This window comes from Agrobacterium tumefaciens (assembly GCF_017726655.1).
Lineage (GTDB): Bacteria > Pseudomonadota > Alphaproteobacteria > Rhizobiales > Rhizobiaceae > Agrobacterium > Agrobacterium tumefaciens_B.
On the sequence record NZ_CP072308.1, the window covers coordinates 457,581 to 473,082 of the forward strand.

16 protein-coding genes are annotated in these 15,502 nt (G+C 59.8%); 7 read left to right on the forward strand and 9 right to left on the reverse strand.

The features are described 5' to 3' along the window. The first annotated feature begins 16 nt into the window (after nucleotides 1–16). Nucleotides 17–625: a pyridoxamine 5'-phosphate oxidase family protein gene (locus tag AT6N2_RS02390; protein ID WP_063948860.1), complete on the forward strand. Its 609-nt coding sequence runs from the start codon at nucleotides 17–19 to the stop codon at nucleotides 623–625. A 224-nt stretch (nucleotides 626–849) separates the two neighbouring features. Here AT6N2_RS02390 and AT6N2_RS02395 read toward each other — a convergent pair whose 3' ends face one another. The 8 genes from AT6N2_RS02395 to AT6N2_RS02425 form a co-directional block, all read right to left on the reverse strand. Next, on the reverse strand, nucleotides 850–1,920 hold the full coding sequence (locus AT6N2_RS02395; RefSeq protein ID WP_063948861.1) for a GGDEF domain-containing protein: 1,071 nt from the start codon (nucleotides 1,918–1,920) through the stop codon (nucleotides 850–852). A 445-nt stretch (nucleotides 1,921–2,365) separates the two neighbouring features. Next, nucleotides 2,366–3,583, reverse strand: a complete 1,218-nt coding sequence (gene glp, locus AT6N2_RS02400) for a gephyrin-like molybdotransferase Glp (protein WP_209088185.1) — start codon at nucleotides 3,581–3,583, stop codon at nucleotides 2,366–2,368. After that, a complete protein-coding gene (moaC, locus tag AT6N2_RS02405; RefSeq protein WP_209088188.1) occupies nucleotides 3,584–4,075 on the reverse strand; it encodes a cyclic pyranopterin monophosphate synthase MoaC in 492 nt (163 codons plus the stop codon). Between the two features lie 6 nt (nucleotides 4,076–4,081). After that, the gene (trpC, locus tag AT6N2_RS02410; RefSeq protein ID WP_209088191.1) at nucleotides 4,082–4,897 is read right to left on the reverse strand and encodes an indole-3-glycerol phosphate synthase TrpC; all 816 of its coding nucleotides are present in this window, start codon (nucleotides 4,895–4,897) and stop codon (nucleotides 4,082–4,084) included. A gap of 10 nt (nucleotides 4,898–4,907) precedes the next feature. Further along, on the reverse strand, nucleotides 4,908–5,936 hold the full coding sequence (gene trpD, locus AT6N2_RS02415; RefSeq protein WP_144574089.1) for an anthranilate phosphoribosyltransferase: 1,029 nt from the start codon (nucleotides 5,934–5,936) through the stop codon (nucleotides 4,908–4,910). Nucleotides 5,937–5,951: 15 nt separating this feature from the next. Further along, nucleotides 5,952–7,811: a peptidylprolyl isomerase gene (locus tag AT6N2_RS02420; RefSeq protein ID WP_233282466.1), complete on the reverse strand. Its 1,860-nt coding sequence runs from the start codon at nucleotides 7,809–7,811 to the stop codon at nucleotides 5,952–5,954. A gap of 481 nt (nucleotides 7,812–8,292) precedes the next feature. Next, nucleotides 8,293–8,427 carry a hypothetical protein gene (locus tag AT6N2_RS24310; protein WP_256366746.1) on the reverse strand — a complete coding sequence of 45 codons (135 nt, stop codon included), beginning with the start codon at nucleotides 8,425–8,427 and terminating at the stop codon, nucleotides 8,293–8,295. 38 nt (nucleotides 8,428–8,465) lie between these two features. Beyond that, nucleotides 8,466–8,645 (reverse strand): hypothetical protein, encoded by a 180-nt coding sequence (locus AT6N2_RS02425; RefSeq protein ID WP_003503030.1) that lies wholly within the window; start codon nucleotides 8,643–8,645, stop codon nucleotides 8,466–8,468. 437 nt (nucleotides 8,646–9,082) lie between these two features. Here AT6N2_RS02425 and coaD point away from each other — a divergent pair, with 437 nt between their 5' ends. The 6 genes from coaD to AT6N2_RS02455 all read left to right on the forward strand — a co-directional run bounded on the left by coaD (nucleotide 9,083) and on the right by AT6N2_RS02455 (nucleotide 14,389). Continuing rightward, nucleotides 9,083–9,577 carry a pantetheine-phosphate adenylyltransferase gene (gene coaD / locus AT6N2_RS02430; RefSeq protein WP_209088198.1) on the forward strand — a complete coding sequence of 165 codons (495 nt, stop codon included), beginning with the start codon at nucleotides 9,083–9,085 and terminating at the stop codon, nucleotides 9,575–9,577. Nucleotides 9,578–9,605: 28 nt separating this feature from the next. Next, complete coding sequence (locus tag AT6N2_RS02435; protein WP_209088201.1) at nucleotides 9,606–10,175, forward strand: peptidylprolyl isomerase; 570 nt, start codon at nucleotides 9,606–9,608, stop codon at nucleotides 10,173–10,175. A 36-nt stretch (nucleotides 10,176–10,211) separates the two neighbouring features. Continuing rightward, nucleotides 10,212–10,721, forward strand: a complete 510-nt coding sequence (locus tag AT6N2_RS02440; RefSeq protein WP_063948869.1) for a peptidylprolyl isomerase — start codon at nucleotides 10,212–10,214, stop codon at nucleotides 10,719–10,721. A gap of 243 nt (nucleotides 10,722–10,964) precedes the next feature. After that, the gene (gene queA, locus AT6N2_RS02445) at nucleotides 10,965–12,065 is read left to right on the forward strand and encodes a tRNA preQ1(34) S-adenosylmethionine ribosyltransferase-isomerase QueA (RefSeq protein ID WP_209088204.1); all 1,101 of its coding nucleotides are present in this window, start codon (nucleotides 10,965–10,967) and stop codon (nucleotides 12,063–12,065) included. Then, complete coding sequence (gene tgt, locus AT6N2_RS02450; protein WP_209088207.1) at nucleotides 12,065–13,195, forward strand: tRNA guanosine(34) transglycosylase Tgt; 1,131 nt, start codon at nucleotides 12,065–12,067, stop codon at nucleotides 13,193–13,195. Before queA ends, tgt begins: the two co-directional genes overlap by 1 nt. A gap of 36 nt (nucleotides 13,196–13,231) precedes the next feature. Then, entirely contained in the window at nucleotides 13,232–14,389 is a 1,158-nt protein-coding gene (locus AT6N2_RS02455; RefSeq protein WP_209088210.1) for an aminodeoxychorismate synthase component I, read from the forward strand. Between the two features lie 238 nt (nucleotides 14,390–14,627). On the opposite strand, the gene AT6N2_RS02460 is transcribed toward AT6N2_RS02455, so the two are convergent. Then, nucleotides 14,628–15,134 (reverse strand): helix-turn-helix domain-containing protein, encoded by a 507-nt coding sequence (locus AT6N2_RS02460; RefSeq protein WP_063948873.1) that lies wholly within the window; start codon nucleotides 15,132–15,134, stop codon nucleotides 14,628–14,630. Nucleotides 15,135–15,502: the final 368 nt, after the last annotated feature.

A 15,502-nucleotide genomic window follows, 5' to 3' on the forward strand; every position in this document is an offset into this window, starting at 1 on the left:
AGGGATTGGAGCGGACATGACGATCATTCGCACGGTTGAGGAACTGAAGGCGATCTATGATGGCACGAGCGAGGCATCGATCGCCAAGGTGACGCGTGCCCTGACAGCCGAGTACCGGCAGATGATCGAAGCGTCACCGTTTCTGGCGCTGGCGACGGTGGCACCTGAGGGCATGGACTGTTCCCCGCGCGGCGACAAGGGCGGGGTGGTGCGGGTGGCCGATGACAAGACCATCCTGTTACCGGACTGGCGCGGCAACAACCGCGTCGATTCGCTTCTGAACATCGTGCGCGACCCGCGGGTGGCGCTGATGTTTCTTGTTCCCGGCTCGAACACCACCATGCGCATCAATGGGCGCGCGGTGGTCAGCGTCGATCCCGCGCTGCTGCAAAGCTTCGAGATGGACGGCAAACATCCGCGAACCGTTATCCTGGTGACGATCGATGAGGTCTATTTCCAGTGCGCCCGGGCATTGATGCGCTCCGAGCTGTGGAACCCCGATCACTTCGTTGATCCGGCATCGCTGCCAACGCCCGGTCTCATGCTCAAGGCGGCAAAGGCTGAGTTCGATCAGGAGACTTATGACCGCGAATGGGCGGCGCGCGCAGCGGCAACGATGTGGTGAGGCGCAGTAACAACCGACCATCGGGCCGCTGAGGTAGTCCTCGCATGGCTTACGCCATTGGCGAAAACGGAGCGCCTCACTCCGTCACCCCGGACTGGATCCGGGTCGAGCGCGATCAAGTCCTTGATCGCAAGAGGCTTTTTTCACGGCGCAGACGCGCCGTGACTGGATGCCGGATCAAGTCCGGCATGACGGAGGAGATAGTGGTGCACACACCACCATCCTCACGTCCGATAAATCAGCCAGTTTTTGCCGGTGTAATTCTTCTGCATGCCGTCTTCGTAAAAGACGGAGCGGTTTCGGCCGGTTTCCTTGGCGTGGTAGAGGGCCGTATCGGCGTGGCCGTACAGCTCACCAGGGTTGGTGGCCTGGGCGGCGGAGGCGAAGCCGATGGAGATCGTGACGGTGCCGTAATCGGCACCCGATCGCGAATTGCGGAAGGGCGTGCTTTCCAGTGAGAGGCGAATGCGTTCGCACATGACCATCACTTCTTCCGGCGTGTTGCCGTCCATGATGATGGCAAATTCCTCGCCGCCGCTTCTGGCGACAAAGCCATCCTTGCGCACATTGGCACGGATGACGGAGGCGACGGTGGCGAGGATCTTGTCGCCGACCGGGTGGCCGAACGTGTCGTTGATGCGCTTGAAGTGATCGATATCGAGGAGCACAAGCGTCGTATATTGCAGGCCGATGGAACTATCGTAGATCGAGGCCAGCTTGTCGTCGAAGGCGCGTCGGTTGGAAAGCCGCGTCAGCGAGTCGGTATTGGCGATGCGCTTGTATTCGTCGAGCTCAAGACGGACCTGATGCATCTCCTCGGCGTGGCGGTTGACGTCGTTGAACGTCTTTTCGCCATCGATGATTTTCGTGCCGGTCGCTTCTGAGAGCAAGGCGATGGCGTTTCTCAGGATGTTGCTGCTGGCGGCATTCTTGTCATCGATGCGCTGGCGGGTTTCGCCGAGTATCCTGTTATAGTTCGCCATGGAGGACTGTTCGCGCCTCAGCGTGCCGAGCAGAGCCTCCAGTTCGCGCCGCAGCTTCTCATGGGCATCGTCGACAGCGTGGTTTGAACCACCCTCGCCATAACGGGAATAGAGCTCGTCCAGATCCTCCTGCGCGATCTTGTTTCCAAGCGCGGCCAGATCTTTGGTGAGGGCGGGGTTCGAGCCGATATAGGCTTCGTAAAAGAGGCTGTAGTTGCGCGGGATCGGCGAAACACCCATGCTGCGCATCGCAAAGGCAATCTGCCCGGCAATGTCGGGCCCCGATGTTTTGGGGGTGGATGCCGTGTTCATCAAGAAACTCCAATGAGCCAAATTATCAACTATGATTATTATGATGAAGCCCGTTTTGGAAAGCTTAATCTATGGAAAATGAATTTTTGTCTCAGGAAAATCGATTTTCCCCATTTTTTATCTTATTTAATTGAAAAATATAAGTAATTTCAATTCTGATGGGGTCGGGAAGCGTTTTTCTCTACTGCGTGCCTTGTTGCCAGCATCGCATTTATTCTGTCAATCCCAATAAGGGGAATCATGTGATTTATTTTGAAACAGCAACGGGGAGACATTCGAGCAGTAGATAGGCGTCTTGCTGTTGCGCGCTCCATCGCTCCGCCCTCCGGGACGGGATATTGAACCAGCAATGCTACGGTTTTATTTGCGGCCCAACGCCGGCGGTGAAGTTTTTCGTGCCGATGCTGCGGATATCGGGCTTCCCATCATGGGTACCGGCGGAATATCAGACTTTCAGCCTCAGGATCGTGCATTCCGCGCCTTCAGCAAGCGCCGGCGCATTGGGCGGACGGATGATCAGCGCATCGGAATGCGCCAGTATTTTCATCATCGATGAATCCTGTTTCGTGAACGCCTCCGCAACCGGCGTCCCATCTTGCCCAGCGGTGACACGCGCGCGCAAATAGTCCTGGCGGTGGTCATTGACCTTCAGCGCCGTGGCAGTGCGCGCTGTCGCAAGGCGTTGCAGGGGCGCGCGGCGGGCGATGCTGCGGACGAGCGGTTCGAGGAACAGCAGACCGCAGACAAGGCTGGCGACAGGATTTCCGGGTAGGCCCAACACCTGCATGGCACCGATTGAGCCGACCATCAGCGGTTTTCCGGGCCGCATGGCAACGCGCCAGAAGTCGAGCTGCATGCCCTGCGCCTTCAGCGCCGCCTGCACCAGATCATGATCGCCAACGGAAGCGCCGCCCAGCGTCACCAGCACGTCGACCTTGGCGGCGATGGCCTTGGCGATGGCGGCGCGGATCAGCGCCTCGTCATCGGCGATGATCCCGAGATCGAGTACCTCTGCCCCGGCCTGCCGGGCAAGGGCTGCGACGCCGAAGGTATTGGAGGCGATGATTTGAGCTGGCTGCGGGTCGCTGCCCGGTTGAAGCAATTCGTCGCCGGTGGCGAGAATGGCGATGCGCGGCTTGCGATAGACGGAGAGGGTGGCGTGGTTCATCGCTGCTGCCAGCGTGAGCTCGGTAAAGCCAAGTTCGCGCCCGGCCGTCAGCGCCGTTTCCCCCTCGGAAAAATCCTGTCCGCGCGGGCGGATGTGTCTTCCGGCGGTGACCTCGAAGGTTGTGCGGATTTGTCCACGTTCCAGAACTTCGGCATCTTCCTGAATGAGGATGGTGTCGGCACCATCAGGCACCGGGGCGCCGGTGAAGATGCGCACGGCCTCTCCCTTACCCACGACGCCGGAAAAGGCGTGACCGGCGGCCGCCTCGCCGACAACCGTAAGGACCGAGCCGATCGTGGGCGCATCGACACTGCGCAGGGCGTAACCATCCATGGCGGAGGCATCGAAGGGCGGCTGGGTGAGACGCGCCTGAGCATCGGACGAGAGAACGCGGCCGTCGCATTCGGCAAGCGGCAGCGCTTCGCTATCCGTGATCGGGATCGCTGCATCCAGAAGGCGTTTGATGGCCTCGTCTACCGGCAGCAGCGGCTTCATTCAGTTCTCCTGTCGGCGAAAACTACCGGATTTGCCGCCGCTCTTTTCGAGAAGACGGATATTGACGATTTCCATGCCTTTGTCGGCGGCTTTGGCCATGTCATAGATCGTCAGGCAGGCGATGGAGACGGCGGTCAGCGCTTCCATTTCCACGCCGGTCTTGCCAGACAGTTTCACCATGGCCTCGACCCGCAGGCCGGGCAGGGCGGCGTCTTCGGTGATATCCACGGCAACCTTGGTCAGCATCAGCGGGTGGCAGAGCGGGATGAGGTTTGCCGTGTGCTTGGCGGCCATGATGCCGGCGAGGCGCGCGGTGCCGATGACATCGCCCTTCTTGGCGTTGCCGTCGCGTATGAGCGCCAGCGTCTCCGGCTTCATCTTCACGAAACCTTCGGCCACGGCGACACGAACGGTCTCGGTCTTGTCGCCGACATCGACCATATGCGCCTCGCCGCTCGCATCGATATGGGTGAGCCTGTTTGCCTCACTCATCGGGCGTTATTCCGCTGCCAGAATGCCGGATTGGCCGGTTAGCAGCGCCTTGGTCGCCGCCGTCACATCGTCCTTGCGCATCAGGCTTTCGCCGACGAGGAAGGTGCTGATGCCGCTCTTTTTCAGGCGCTGGCAATCCTCGAAGGTGAAGATCCCGCTTTCGCCGACCAGCAGCCTGCCGGCGGGCACCAGGCCCGCCAGTCTTTCGCTGGTTTCGAGGCCGACTTCGAAGGTACGAAGATTACGGTTGTTGATGCCGAAAAGCGGCGAATCGAGCTTCAGCGCCCGTTCCGTTTCGTCCTCATCGTGCACCTCGATCAACACATCCATGCCGAGCGCGAAAGCTTCGTCCTCGAGGCGTTTTGCCTCGCCGTCCGACAGCGAAGCCATGATGAGGAGAATGCAATCCGCGCCCCAGGCGCGGGCTTCGTGCACCTGATAGGTGTCGAACATGAAATCCTTGCGCAGCGCGGGCAGGGCACAGGCATTGCGGGCGGCGGTCAGGAATTCCGGTGCCCCCTGAAAGCTGGGCTTATCCGTCAGAACAGAGAGACAGGCAGCGCCACCGGCTTCATAGGCGGCCGCGAGCGCCGGCGGGTCGAAGTCGGGGCGGATGAGGCCTTTCGAGGGGCTGGCCTTCTTGATTTCAGCGATCAGTCCGAACTTGCCTTCGGCCTGTTTTGCCTTCAGCGCCTTATAGAAGCCGCGCGGCGCGCTCTGGTCGGCAGCCATCGCCTTCAGATCGGCCAATGAAACCTTGGCCTTGGCGGCGGCGATTTCCTCGAGCTTGTAAGCCTCGATTTTCTTCAGAATGTCGCTCATGATCTCGCTCTCATTCCTGCGCTGAACTGGCTTCGTTGGATACAGCGACCAGACGCTCCAGTGCGGCGGCAGCCTCGCCGCTGTCGAGCGCGTCGCTGGCAATCGTCATGGCCTGGCTCAATGTCTCGGCCTTGCCGGCGATGACAAGCGCTGCTGCAGCGTTACACAGCGACACGTTGCGATAGGCGTTGCGCTTGCCGGAGAGAACATCGCGCAGCGCCGCCGCATTGGCAATGCCATCGCCGCCCTTCAGCTCGTTCATCTGAGCCGGCTCGACGCCGAAATCTTTTGGGGTGAGGTCGAAGGTGCGGATCTTGCCGTCTTCGAGCGCCGCCACATGGGTGACGCCGGTCGTGGTGACTTCATCCATGCCGTCGCCATGGACGACCCAGATGCTTTCAGAACCCAGGTCCCGCAGCACCTCGGCAAGCGGCACCAGCCAGCGTGGCGAAAAGACGCCCAGCAATTGCCGCTTTGCGCCCGCCGGGTTGGAGAGCGGGCCGAGCAGGTTGAAGATGGTGCGTGTGCCGAGTTCGACGCGGCTCGGGCCGACATGGCGCATGGCCGAATGGTGCATCTGCGCGAACATGAAGCCGAGGCCGGCCTCTGCAATGCAGCGGGCAATGAGATCGGGGCCGATATCGAGCTTGACGCCGAGCGCGGAGAGCGCATCCGCCGTGCCTGACTTGGAGCTCAGCGCCCGGTTGCCATGCTTGGCGACCGGCAGGCCCGTGCCGGCGACGATGATGGAGGCCAGCGTCGAAATATTATAGGTGCCGATGCCGTCGCCGCCGGTTCCGACGATATCGATGGCATTGGCGGGGGCCGAAACCGGCAGCATGCGGGCGCGCATGGAAGAAACGGCGCCGACGATTTCGTCGACCGTTTCGCCACGTACCCGCAGTGCCATCAGGAAACCGCCGATCTGCGACGGGGTGGCTTCGCCCGACATCAGAATGTCGAAAGCCGTGCGCGCGTCTTCGCGGTTCAGGCTTTCTCCGTTCGCGACCTTGGCGATCAGCGGCTTCAGTTCGGCCATTTCTCGCCCCCCGTGTCAGAAGCCAACCATCGCCTGATCGGCGAGGGCTTGGTTGATCGTCACACCATAGTCATTCTGCAGGCGGTTGACCATCTGGTCCAACATGTCGTCGCCGGCTGCGCGGGCGATGGCGGTGAACTGCTGGTCGTCGTTGGCAAGCGCGTCGGGCGCGGCGCTCGTGTCCACGGACGTAACCTTGAAGAGGATGCGGCTGGAACCGTCGGCATCGGCCGCGGTGCCCACCAGACCTTCGGCTCCGGCGAAGACGGCAGCGATGGTCTGGCGGCCGAAGATCGCGTCTTCGCTGGTGCGGCGCAGGCCGGACTTTTGCTCCACGGCAAGGCTGAGTTCACCGGCGACGGCTTCCAGCGTCTCGCCCTTTTCAACGCGGGCCTTCAGCTCGTCGGCCTTGGCGGCAAGCGCGGTGCGCTGCTGCTCGGCTGTCCAATCGGCCACGACATCGTCGCGAATTTCGGCAAGCGTGCGGTCGCGGGCGGGGATGATCTGCTCGACGTCGAACCAGATGTATCCTTCACGGCCGAGATTGATCGGCAGGGCTTCCGTGCCGGGTTCGGTCTTGAAGACTTCCTGCGCCAGCTGCGGCGAGGGCAGGCCCTCGACGGCGTCGCCCTTTTCATTGAGGCCGGCGGCATCGATGGCGTCGATGGTGACGGGCTTCAGGTTGAGCTGCTTGGCGGCATCGGAAAGCGACGAGCCGCCGGCGCGCAGGTCTTCGTAACGATCGTGCACGTTCGTGACTTCCTCAGCCGCGGCGGCGGTGGCGAGATCCTTGCGGATATCGTCCTTGGCTTCATCCAGCGTACGGGTGGTTTCCGGCTTGATGCCGGTGACGCGCAGGAGAACCGGGCCGAAGGCGCCGTCCACCACGGGCGATACGCCGCCATCCTTCTGGATGGCGAAGGCCGCATCGGCAATCGACTGGTCGGGAATGGTATCCTTGGTGAATTCGCCAAGCGTCACGTCGGATGCCGTCTTGCCCTGGTCTTTCACCACCTGATCGTAGGTGGTGTTGCCGAGCCTGATCTGCTCGGCGGCAGCGGCGGCCATTTCCTTGTCCGGGAAGGTCAGTTGCTCCACCGTGCGGCGGCCGGCGGTGCGGAAGCTGTCCTTGTGGCTGTTATAGTAGTCGGCGATCTGTGCATCGGTCATTGATGCCGGCTCGGCGATATCAGACGGCTCGAGCTTCACATAGGTGAACTTGCGGAATTCAGGCGCGCGGTACTTTGCCTTGTTCGTTTCGAACCACGGCGTCAGCACGTCGTCGCCCGGCGCCTTGACTGGCGGGATGACGGCATTGGAGAGAATGACGTAGTCGACGGTACGCTGCTCGTTGCGATATTGCTTCAGCGCGTCAACCAATACCTGCGGCGCGGCAAAACCATCGGAGACGGCTTCAACGATCTGGCTGCGCACGGCGACCTTGCTGCGCTCCTTGATGTAGTCATCCTCGCGGAAACCGGAGTTGCGCAGGCGCTCGGTAAACAGGTTGCGATCGAACTGGCCGTTGACGGATTTAAAGGCCGGGTCTTCGGCGATGAGTTTGGCGAGACGGTCTTCCGAAAGCCCGAGGTTCATCTTCGAAGCCAGCTCGTCGAGCGATGCACCGGCGGCAAGCTGGCTGAACACCTGGCGGTCGATGCCGAAGGCCTTGGCCTGCTCGGTCGTCAGCCTCGTGCCGAACTGGCGGCTAAGATCGGAAATCTGGCGCTGGTAGGCGAGACGGAATTCCTGCGGGCTCACCGTCTGGTCGCCCACCGTCATCACGGCATGGGAATTGGCGGTGACAAGCGATGCGGAGACGCCCCAGACGCCGAACGAAACAACAAGCAGGAGAAGCAGCAGCTTAGCTGCCATGGTTCGAGAAGCATTTCTCAGGGAATCGAGCATCGTTATGCAAACCTCACAGGAACGTCATTGCGGTCGCCGGCTGTCCGGCCCGCAACGTATCGGCGTTCCTTAAATCAATCCATTCGGAAATTGAAGGGAATTTCCCTTGGAAAAACGGGGTTTTGAAAACGGTTGTGTGATTGGGGGATGAACGGGAAGCGAAATATTCAGAGCGACAGTGTCGAGCTGATAAGGAGGCTGGTCAAACTCTTCACCCGTCATTCCGGCCCTGAGCCGGAATCAAGCTAGCCCAAGTCCTTGGGCAGAAAAGAGTTTTTCCACCGCGCAAACGCGCGTTGGCTGGATTCCGGCTCAAGGCCGGAATGACGGAGGCGTATAATAAGACCCTTGGAAATGTCCGCCCGCCCTGACGGCAAAACAAAACCGCCTGAACGAGCCAGGCGGCGTCAAAGAATCATTTGGATAGGCCTGATCCGCTCTACCGCGCTTAGAAAGCGCGGTCGCGCCGGACAGCGTCCTTGAATTCCTCATCCTCACGCCGCATTTCGGCGATGACGGAGATCATTGATGTCACGAACATTACGCTGATGAGGGCCAGTAGCATCGTCAGAAATGTAAACATGATATCGTCTCCGAGGGATTGAGGATTTCTCCCCGCTATCAGTAATAATTCATGTACTGATAACGGGCGGTCAGCTGCGGGTAGTCCGGGCCCTGGGTTTCAGGCTTCTGCTCATAAAGACTAAACGTCGTTGCTACCATTGCGATAACCAGTACTGTCCAGGCTGTGCTGATGACGCTGATCTTCGCCGAAGTAGACTGTTTTTCTCTTACAAACATCTGTCTGTTCCTTTGGTTTCTTGTTAACGCGCCACGTCTGATCATGTTCCGCGTCAATCGTAAAAATCGATTAGCATCGCCCCGGTGAAACTTCCTTGAATGGCTCGTTCATCTGGCGTTCAGGAAACTGGCTGGGACTCTCATTCGAGAAAAACATACTCGGCAGCGAATGATGCGATGATCGAAAGGACGATCATAAAGGCCAGCATTTTTAGTTCTCCGAATGCTTAACGGGTGAAAGGCGTTTCGGTTTCCCGATGCTGTGCATTTAAACAAAATAGCTCTGAAACCGCCCTGAACGCCGCATTCATCGGGGGTTCACCGGGCCGCAGCGGAGGGGTGGGAAGAGGATAAAGTCTTGCGCCGCGTTGATCTCCATGACAAAAGGCGGGCACATGATACCCAGCATCGAAACGCGCCCACCATCTGAGAGCGATATGACGATTGCCTTTTATCCAGGATCATTCGATCCGATGACCAACGGACATCTGGATGTGCTTATCCAGGCGCTGAACGTTGCGTCGAAAGTCATCGTTGCCGTCGGCATCCATCCGGGCAAAGCGCCGATGTTTACCTTCGTGGAGCGGGCGGCGCTGATAAAGCAGGCGCTTGCCGAGCAGTTGCCCGTTGAGGCGGCACGCATGGACGTCGTCTCCTTCGATAATCTGGTTGTCGATGCGGCCCGCCAGCACGGGGCGCAGCTGCTGCTGCGCGGCCTGCGCGACGGCACCGATCTCGACTATGAGATGCAGATGGCCGGCATGAACCGCCAGATGGCGCCCGATATTCAGACCGTGTTCCTGCCGGCAGGCACCTCGTCGCGACCCATTACAGCCACATTGGTCCGGCAGATCGCCGCCATGGGCGGCAATGTCGAAGCCTTCGTGCCGAAAGCCGTGCTTGAAGCCCTTAACGCCAAGCTGAAGCGCTGACTTCAGCCTTACATTTGGAGCCAATCCGATGAAACTCGTTCGATTTGCCTTTGCCGGCGCCCTGTTTGCCGGTGCGCTTGCCGCCAGCACCATCGCTTCGGCCGCCGAACTTCTGACCATCCAGCTGAAGGACGGCCCTGTTGTCATCGAGCTTGCGCCCGATGTTGCGCCCAAGCACGTGGCGCAGATCGAGGCGCTGGCCAAGAAGGGCGCTTATGACAACGTGGCTTTCCACCGCGTTATCGACGGTTTCATGGCGCAGACCGGCGACGTCCAGTACGGTAACATGGAGAAGGGTTTCAACGCCCAGCGCGCCGGAACCGGCGGTTCCGACATGCCTGATATTCCGGCAGAATTCTCCAAGAAGCCCTTCACGCGCGGAACTGTCGGCATGGCCCGTTCCAGCGATCCGAATTCCGCCAATTCGCAGTTCTTCATCATGTTTGCCGACGGCCCGTTCCTGAACGGCCAGTACACCGTGGTCGGCAAGGTCGTGTCCGGCATGGAAGCCGTGGACAAGATCAAGCGCGGCGCCGGCGGCAACGGCGAAGTTTCCAACCCCGACCGGATGATCAAGGTCACCGTCGGCAAGAAGTAAGGTAGGGCAATAGAGCCCGAACAGAGGAGAATGACCATGGCCGAGATCAAGGATCCGGAAAACACCATCATTATGGAAACGACGACCGGCAAGGTCGTGATCCAGCTGCTTCCGGAAGTTGCGCCTGGCCACGTTGCCCGCATCAAGGAACTCGTCTCGGAAGGCGCTTATGATGGCGTCGTTTTCCACCGCGTCATCGAAGACTTCATGGCCCAGACTGGCGACGTGAAGTTCGGCAAGAAGGGTTCGGAAAGCTTCAACCCGGCCCGCGCCGGCATGGGCGGTTCTGAAAAGGAAGACCTGAAGGCTGAATTTTCCGCCATTCCGCATGTGCGCGGCACCTGCTCCATGGCCCGTTCGCAGAACCCGAACTCCGCTAACTCGCAGTTCTTCATCTGCTTCACGGATTCCCCGTGGCTCAACAAGCAGTACACCGTCTGGGGCCAGGTCATCGAAGGCATGGAAGCCATCGACAAGGTCAAGCGCGGCGAGCCTGTGAAGGATCCCGATTCGATCGTTTCGATGAAGCTCGCTTCGGCGGCTTAAGGAATATTGCATCACACCGCTCCGCAGGCGACTGCGGGGCGGTTCGAATGTTGAGATGTGTCAAAACCTCTCCGCCGTCATCCTCGGGCTTGTCCCGAGGATCTAACGATCCCCGACGGCAACGTGGTTAGATCCTCGGGTCAAGCCCGAGGATGACGTCGAGGTGAGGGAGCCCCTTCACCAACAACGACCCGCCGGCAGTTTGCTGCGAGGCGGGTTTTGATATTTTCGAGAGCCCTTGCAATGCGTGTAGACCTGTTCGATTTCGACCTGCCCGAGGAGAATATCGCCCTTCGCCCGGCGAACCCGCGCGATAGCGCGCGCCTTCTGGTGGTCGATCCGAATCAAGACCGCATGGAGGACCATCGCGTCTTCGACCTGCCGTCCTTTCTGCGGCCCGGCGATGCGCTTGTCTTCAACGATACCCGCGTCATTCCCGCCCAACTGGAAGGCGTGCGCCTGCGCGAAGGTGCGCCGGAGACGGCGGTTTCCGCCACGCTGCACATGCGTACCGATCAGTCCCGCTGGAAGGCTTTCGCCCGTCCCGGCAAGCGCATCAAGGAGGGTGACCGCATCCGTTTCGGTTACGGGCGCGACGTTGTTAATTCCTCCAGCGGGGCCTGCGGCCTTGCCCATCTCGAAGCCACCGTCGAGGAAAAGGGTGAGGATGGTGAAATAACGCTGCTGTTCGACGTGTCCGGCCCCGTTCTGGACGAGGCGATTGCCTCCGTCGGCCATATTCCCCTGCCGCCCTATATCGCGGCCAAGCGGCCGGAAGATGTCAGGGACCAGACCGACTACCAGACCATCTACGCCCGCGAGAAGGGCGCCGTTGCCGCGCCGACTGCCGGCCTGCATTTCACGCCGGAGCTGTTTGCCGCGCTCGACAAGGCCGGTATCGAGCGGCATTTCGTGACGCTTCACGTTGGGGCAGGCACCTTCCTGCCGGTCAAGGCTGACGATACCGACGATCACAAGATGCATTTCGAAATCGGCCACGTCTCGCAGGAAACCGCTGACCGGCTGAATGCGGTGAAGGCGCGGGGCGGGCGCATTGTCTGTGTGGGCACGACGTCGCTGCGCCTGATCGAAAGTGCTGCTGCCGAAGATGGCACCATCCAGCCGTGGTCCGACGCGACCGGCATCTTCATCACGCCCGGTTATCGCTTCCGCGCGGTCGATATGCTCATGACCAATTTCCACCTGCCGAAATCGACGCTGTTCATGCTCGTTTCGGCTTTCTGCGGTCTCGAAACGATGCGTGACGCTTATAAGCACGCGATCGAAACCGGATACCGCTTCTATTCCTATGGCGATTCCAGCCTGTTGTTCCGGAAAAACTGATGCACGACAAATTCACTTTCACCCTGAAAGCCACGAGTGGCGGCGCGCGCCTTGGCGAAGTCGCCATGCCGCGCGGCGTCATCCGCACGCCCGCCTTCATGCCGGTTGGCACGGTCGGCACCGTCAAGGCCATGTATCTCGATCAGGTGCGCGAGCTGGGGGCCGATATCATTCTCGGCAATACCTATCACCTGATGCTGCGGCCCGGTCCGGAGCGTGTCGCCCGCCTTGGCGGCCTGCATGAACTGATCCGCTGGCCGCACCCGATCCTCACCGATAGCGGCGGTTTTCAGGTCATGTCACTGTCCGGCCTGCGCAAGCTGGATGAGAAGGGCGTGACCTTCAAGAGCCATGTGGATGGTTCGCTGCATCACATGTCGCCGGAACGCTCCATCGAAATTCAGGGCATGCTGGATTCCGACATCCAGATGCAGCTTGATGAGTGCATCGCGCTGCCGGCTGAGCGCAAGGAAATCGAGCGCGCCATGGAGATGTCGCTGCGCTGGGCCGAACGCTGCCGCGTCGCCTTTGGCGAGCAGCCTGGCAAGGCCATGTTCGGCATCGTGCAGGGCGGCGACCAACCGGACCTGCGCATTCGTTCCGCCGAAGGGTTGAAAGAGCTTGATCTCAAAGGGTACGCCGTTGGCGGTCTTGCCGTGGGCGAGCCGCAGGATGTGATGCTGGGCATGCTCGATATCACCCTGCCGGTGCTGCCAACTGAAAAGCCGCGTTACCTGATGGGCGTCGGCACGCCTGACGATATCCTGAAATCGGTGGCGCGCGGCATCGACATGTTCGACTGCGTGATGCCGACCCGCTCCGGCCGCCACGGGCTGGCCTTTACCCGCCGCGGCAAGGTCAATATCCGCAATGCCCGCCATGCCGAAGATATGCGCCCGCTGGACGAACAATCCAACTGCCCTGCCTCGCGCGACTATTCCCGCGCCTATCTGCACCACCTCGTGCGCGCCAACGAGGCGCTGGGCGGCATGCTGCTATCCTGGCACAATCTTGCCTATTATCAGGAGCTGATGCAGGGTATCCGCAAGTCGATCGAGGAAGGCCGTTTCGCCGATTTTTATGCGGAAACCATCGAAATGTGGGCGCGCGGCGATATAGACCCGGTTTGACCCTTCCCGCCCTTTCTCCTGTTTCGGACACTTTCCTTGGCACACGCGCCTTACGTTCTTTTCCGGGATGACACGACCGGCACGGTGACAGCCTTCACTGAGCCGGAGGAAATCATCGTCGCAGATGAGCCAGAGGCATTTTTTGCCGCGCTGAAGCGCATGGAAGAACTGCGCCGTGCCGGAAAATATTTAGCTGGCTATATGTCCTACGAGGCCGGTTTCCTGTTTGAGCCAAAGCTTGCGCCCTTTGCGACCGAACCCCGCAATGTGCCGTTCCTGAATTTCGGCGTCTTCTCCCGCCCGCAGCCGGATGAAGGCCGCTTTGCGCGGCCTGACGAGGTTCCGGACGCGGACGCGTTTCTCACCGATCCGGTACCGGCATGGACGCTTCCCGAATATCAGCAGCGTTTCGAGCAGTTGCACGACCATCTGCGCCGCGGCGACTGCTATCAGGGCAATCTCACCATGCCCGTTCATGCCCGCTGGAGCGGCGATCCGCTGACCGCCTTCTGGTCGCTGATCGAACGGCAGCCGGTGAAATACGGCGCGCTGGTCGATCTTGGCGGCCCGGTCATCCTGTCGCGCTCGCCGGAACTGTTTTTCTCGGTTGACGGGCAGGGGTTCATCGAAACCCATCCCATGAAGGGAACGACGCCACGCGGGGCGGATGTGGAAGAGGACCGGGCGATCATCGCGGCGATGCTTGCGGATGAAAAGACGCTCGCCGAAAACCGCATGATTGTCGATCTGCTGCGCAACGATATTTCCCGCATCACCGAGGTCGGCAGCCTTCACGTGCCGCGGCTGTTCGATATCGAGTCCTATCCGACCGTGCACCAGATGGTCAGCCACGTCAGGGCGAAACTTCTGCCTGATGTGACGGTGGAAGATATCTTCGCCGCCTTGTTTCCCTGCGGCTCGGTAACGGGCGCGCCCAAAATGTGGGCCATGAAAATTCTGCGGGACCTGGAAGCCACCCCACGCGACGCCTATTGCGGCGCCATCGGCGTGATATCGCCGAGCGGTGAGATGCGGTTCTCCGTGGCGATCCGGACGATGACGCTTTTCGATGACGGGCGCGCCACCTTCAACGTCGGCGGCGGCATCGTCTTCGATTCTGTCGGCGAGGCGGAATATGACGAGTGCTTGCTGAAATCCAAATTCGCGGTCGGGAACCGGCTGCTGCGGGAGTGACCGCGAAGGTAATCTCTCATTCATGCAAAAAAATTCCCATCTCATCTGCCGCTCCGTCGGTCGGTTGCAGAAATTTCTTGGGAGATTTGATTTAAATACAATTTATTGTTTAATATACTGAATTGAGAATACAAATTTCAACCGGACCACGATTATATTTTGCAAGCATAAGTGTATTGCAGAAAAACAACTTTAAAACGTATCCAGTGGCCGAGCGTTAGAATTAGCCCTCCTATAATCATGAAGCCGAGCGTTTCCCGGAGCCTGGTTCGGCGGCCGCGGACTTCACCGCCTCATTGATATCATACTGCAGCGCGGGCATCAAAGAACGCAGCTTTCCCTCATCAGTATTCCCTGTCGCCATCGCCACCAGCTGATTATACCAGCGCGCCGCCTCATCGTCTCGAGCCTCATCAGAGAGACGGATGCCGAACGCGCTGTTGGTCTCCAGCAACACCTTTTTGATCGCTTTATAAATTGAAGGATTGATCACGGCCGTTTCGGTGTTCTCGGCTCTAGGGAAATCGTTTACGAGTTTCGGTCCAAGGCCTGTGAGGACCCAACCTGGATTAATCCCTATTTCTTTAAACTGAAGAAGCGTTTCGCCGCTCGGCACATTCCTCCCACCCTCAAGGCCCTGCCAAGACCGGTAGGAGATACCGAGCTTTTCAGCCATAGCTTTCTGCGAAAGCCCGAGTTCATTGCGCACAAGCAAGACGCGATCAGCGATCGATTCAGCGTCCAAAGTCACTCCAATCCGATTACGCCAAAATTGGCGTTGCAATGCGCCAAAAATTGCGTTATCGCTCTTTGTATAAAGACCAGATCATCCATGAAAAAGGAGGCCGGACAGGGCCTCCCCGCTCACAACGAGGAACCATTATGCACCGTGACCGCACTGCGGACAAGGCGACGGCGAAGCTTCGCCTAGACGAGATGGAACCAGTCACGCGTCTGCTTTTGTTGCCGAGGATTACGCTGCGTCACTGGGGCCGCAAATACGAACTGCCTCCGCATACTCGTCGAACCGAACATCAAGCGTGAACGCGCTATTCCGGCGGCACGCAGAGGACGCCCCACCAAGCTGTAAACTATAACGCAGGCAGCGACGCA

Excerpts from the sequence above, each read along its gene's own strand:
- AT6N2_RS02440 (WP_063948869.1), top strand. The coding sequence starts at position 10,212 with ATGGCCGAGATCAAGGATCCGGAAAACACCATCATTATGGAAACGACG.
- trpC (WP_209088191.1), bottom strand. The coding sequence starts at position 4,897 with ATGAGCGACATTCTGAAGAAAATCGAGGCTTACAAGCTCGAGGAAATC.
- glp (WP_209088185.1), bottom strand. The coding sequence starts at position 3,583 with ATGAAGCCGCTGCTGCCGGTAGACGAGGCCATCAAACGCCTTCTGGAT.
- AT6N2_RS02420 (WP_233282466.1), bottom strand. The coding sequence starts at position 7,811 with ATGGCAGCTAAGCTGCTGCTTCTCCTGCTTGTTGTTTCGTTCGGCGTC.
- AT6N2_RS02395 (WP_063948861.1), bottom strand. The coding sequence starts at position 1,920 with ATGAACACGGCATCCACCCCCAAAACATCGGGGCCCGACATTGCCGGG.
- tgt (WP_209088207.1), top strand. The coding sequence starts at position 12,065 with ATGCACGACAAATTCACTTTCACCCTGAAAGCCACGAGTGGCGGCGCG.
- trpD (WP_144574089.1), bottom strand. The coding sequence starts at position 5,936 with ATGGCCGAACTGAAGCCGCTGATCGCCAAGGTCGCGAACGGAGAAAGC.
- moaC (WP_209088188.1), bottom strand. The coding sequence starts at position 4,075 with ATGAGTGAGGCAAACAGGCTCACCCATATCGATGCGAGCGGCGAGGCG.
- AT6N2_RS02435 (WP_209088201.1), top strand. The coding sequence starts at position 9,606 with ATGAAACTCGTTCGATTTGCCTTTGCCGGCGCCCTGTTTGCCGGTGCG.
- coaD (WP_209088198.1), top strand. The coding sequence starts at position 9,083 with ATGACGATTGCCTTTTATCCAGGATCATTCGATCCGATGACCAACGGA.
- AT6N2_RS24310 (WP_256366746.1), bottom strand. The coding sequence starts at position 8,427 with ATGTTTACATTTCTGACGATGCTACTGGCCCTCATCAGCGTAATGTTC.
- AT6N2_RS02390 (WP_063948860.1), top strand. The coding sequence starts at position 17 with ATGACGATCATTCGCACGGTTGAGGAACTGAAGGCGATCTATGATGGC.
- AT6N2_RS02425 (WP_003503030.1), bottom strand. The coding sequence starts at position 8,645 with ATGTTTGTAAGAGAAAAACAGTCTACTTCGGCGAAGATCAGCGTCATC.
- queA (WP_209088204.1), top strand. The coding sequence starts at position 10,965 with ATGCGTGTAGACCTGTTCGATTTCGACCTGCCCGAGGAGAATATCGCC.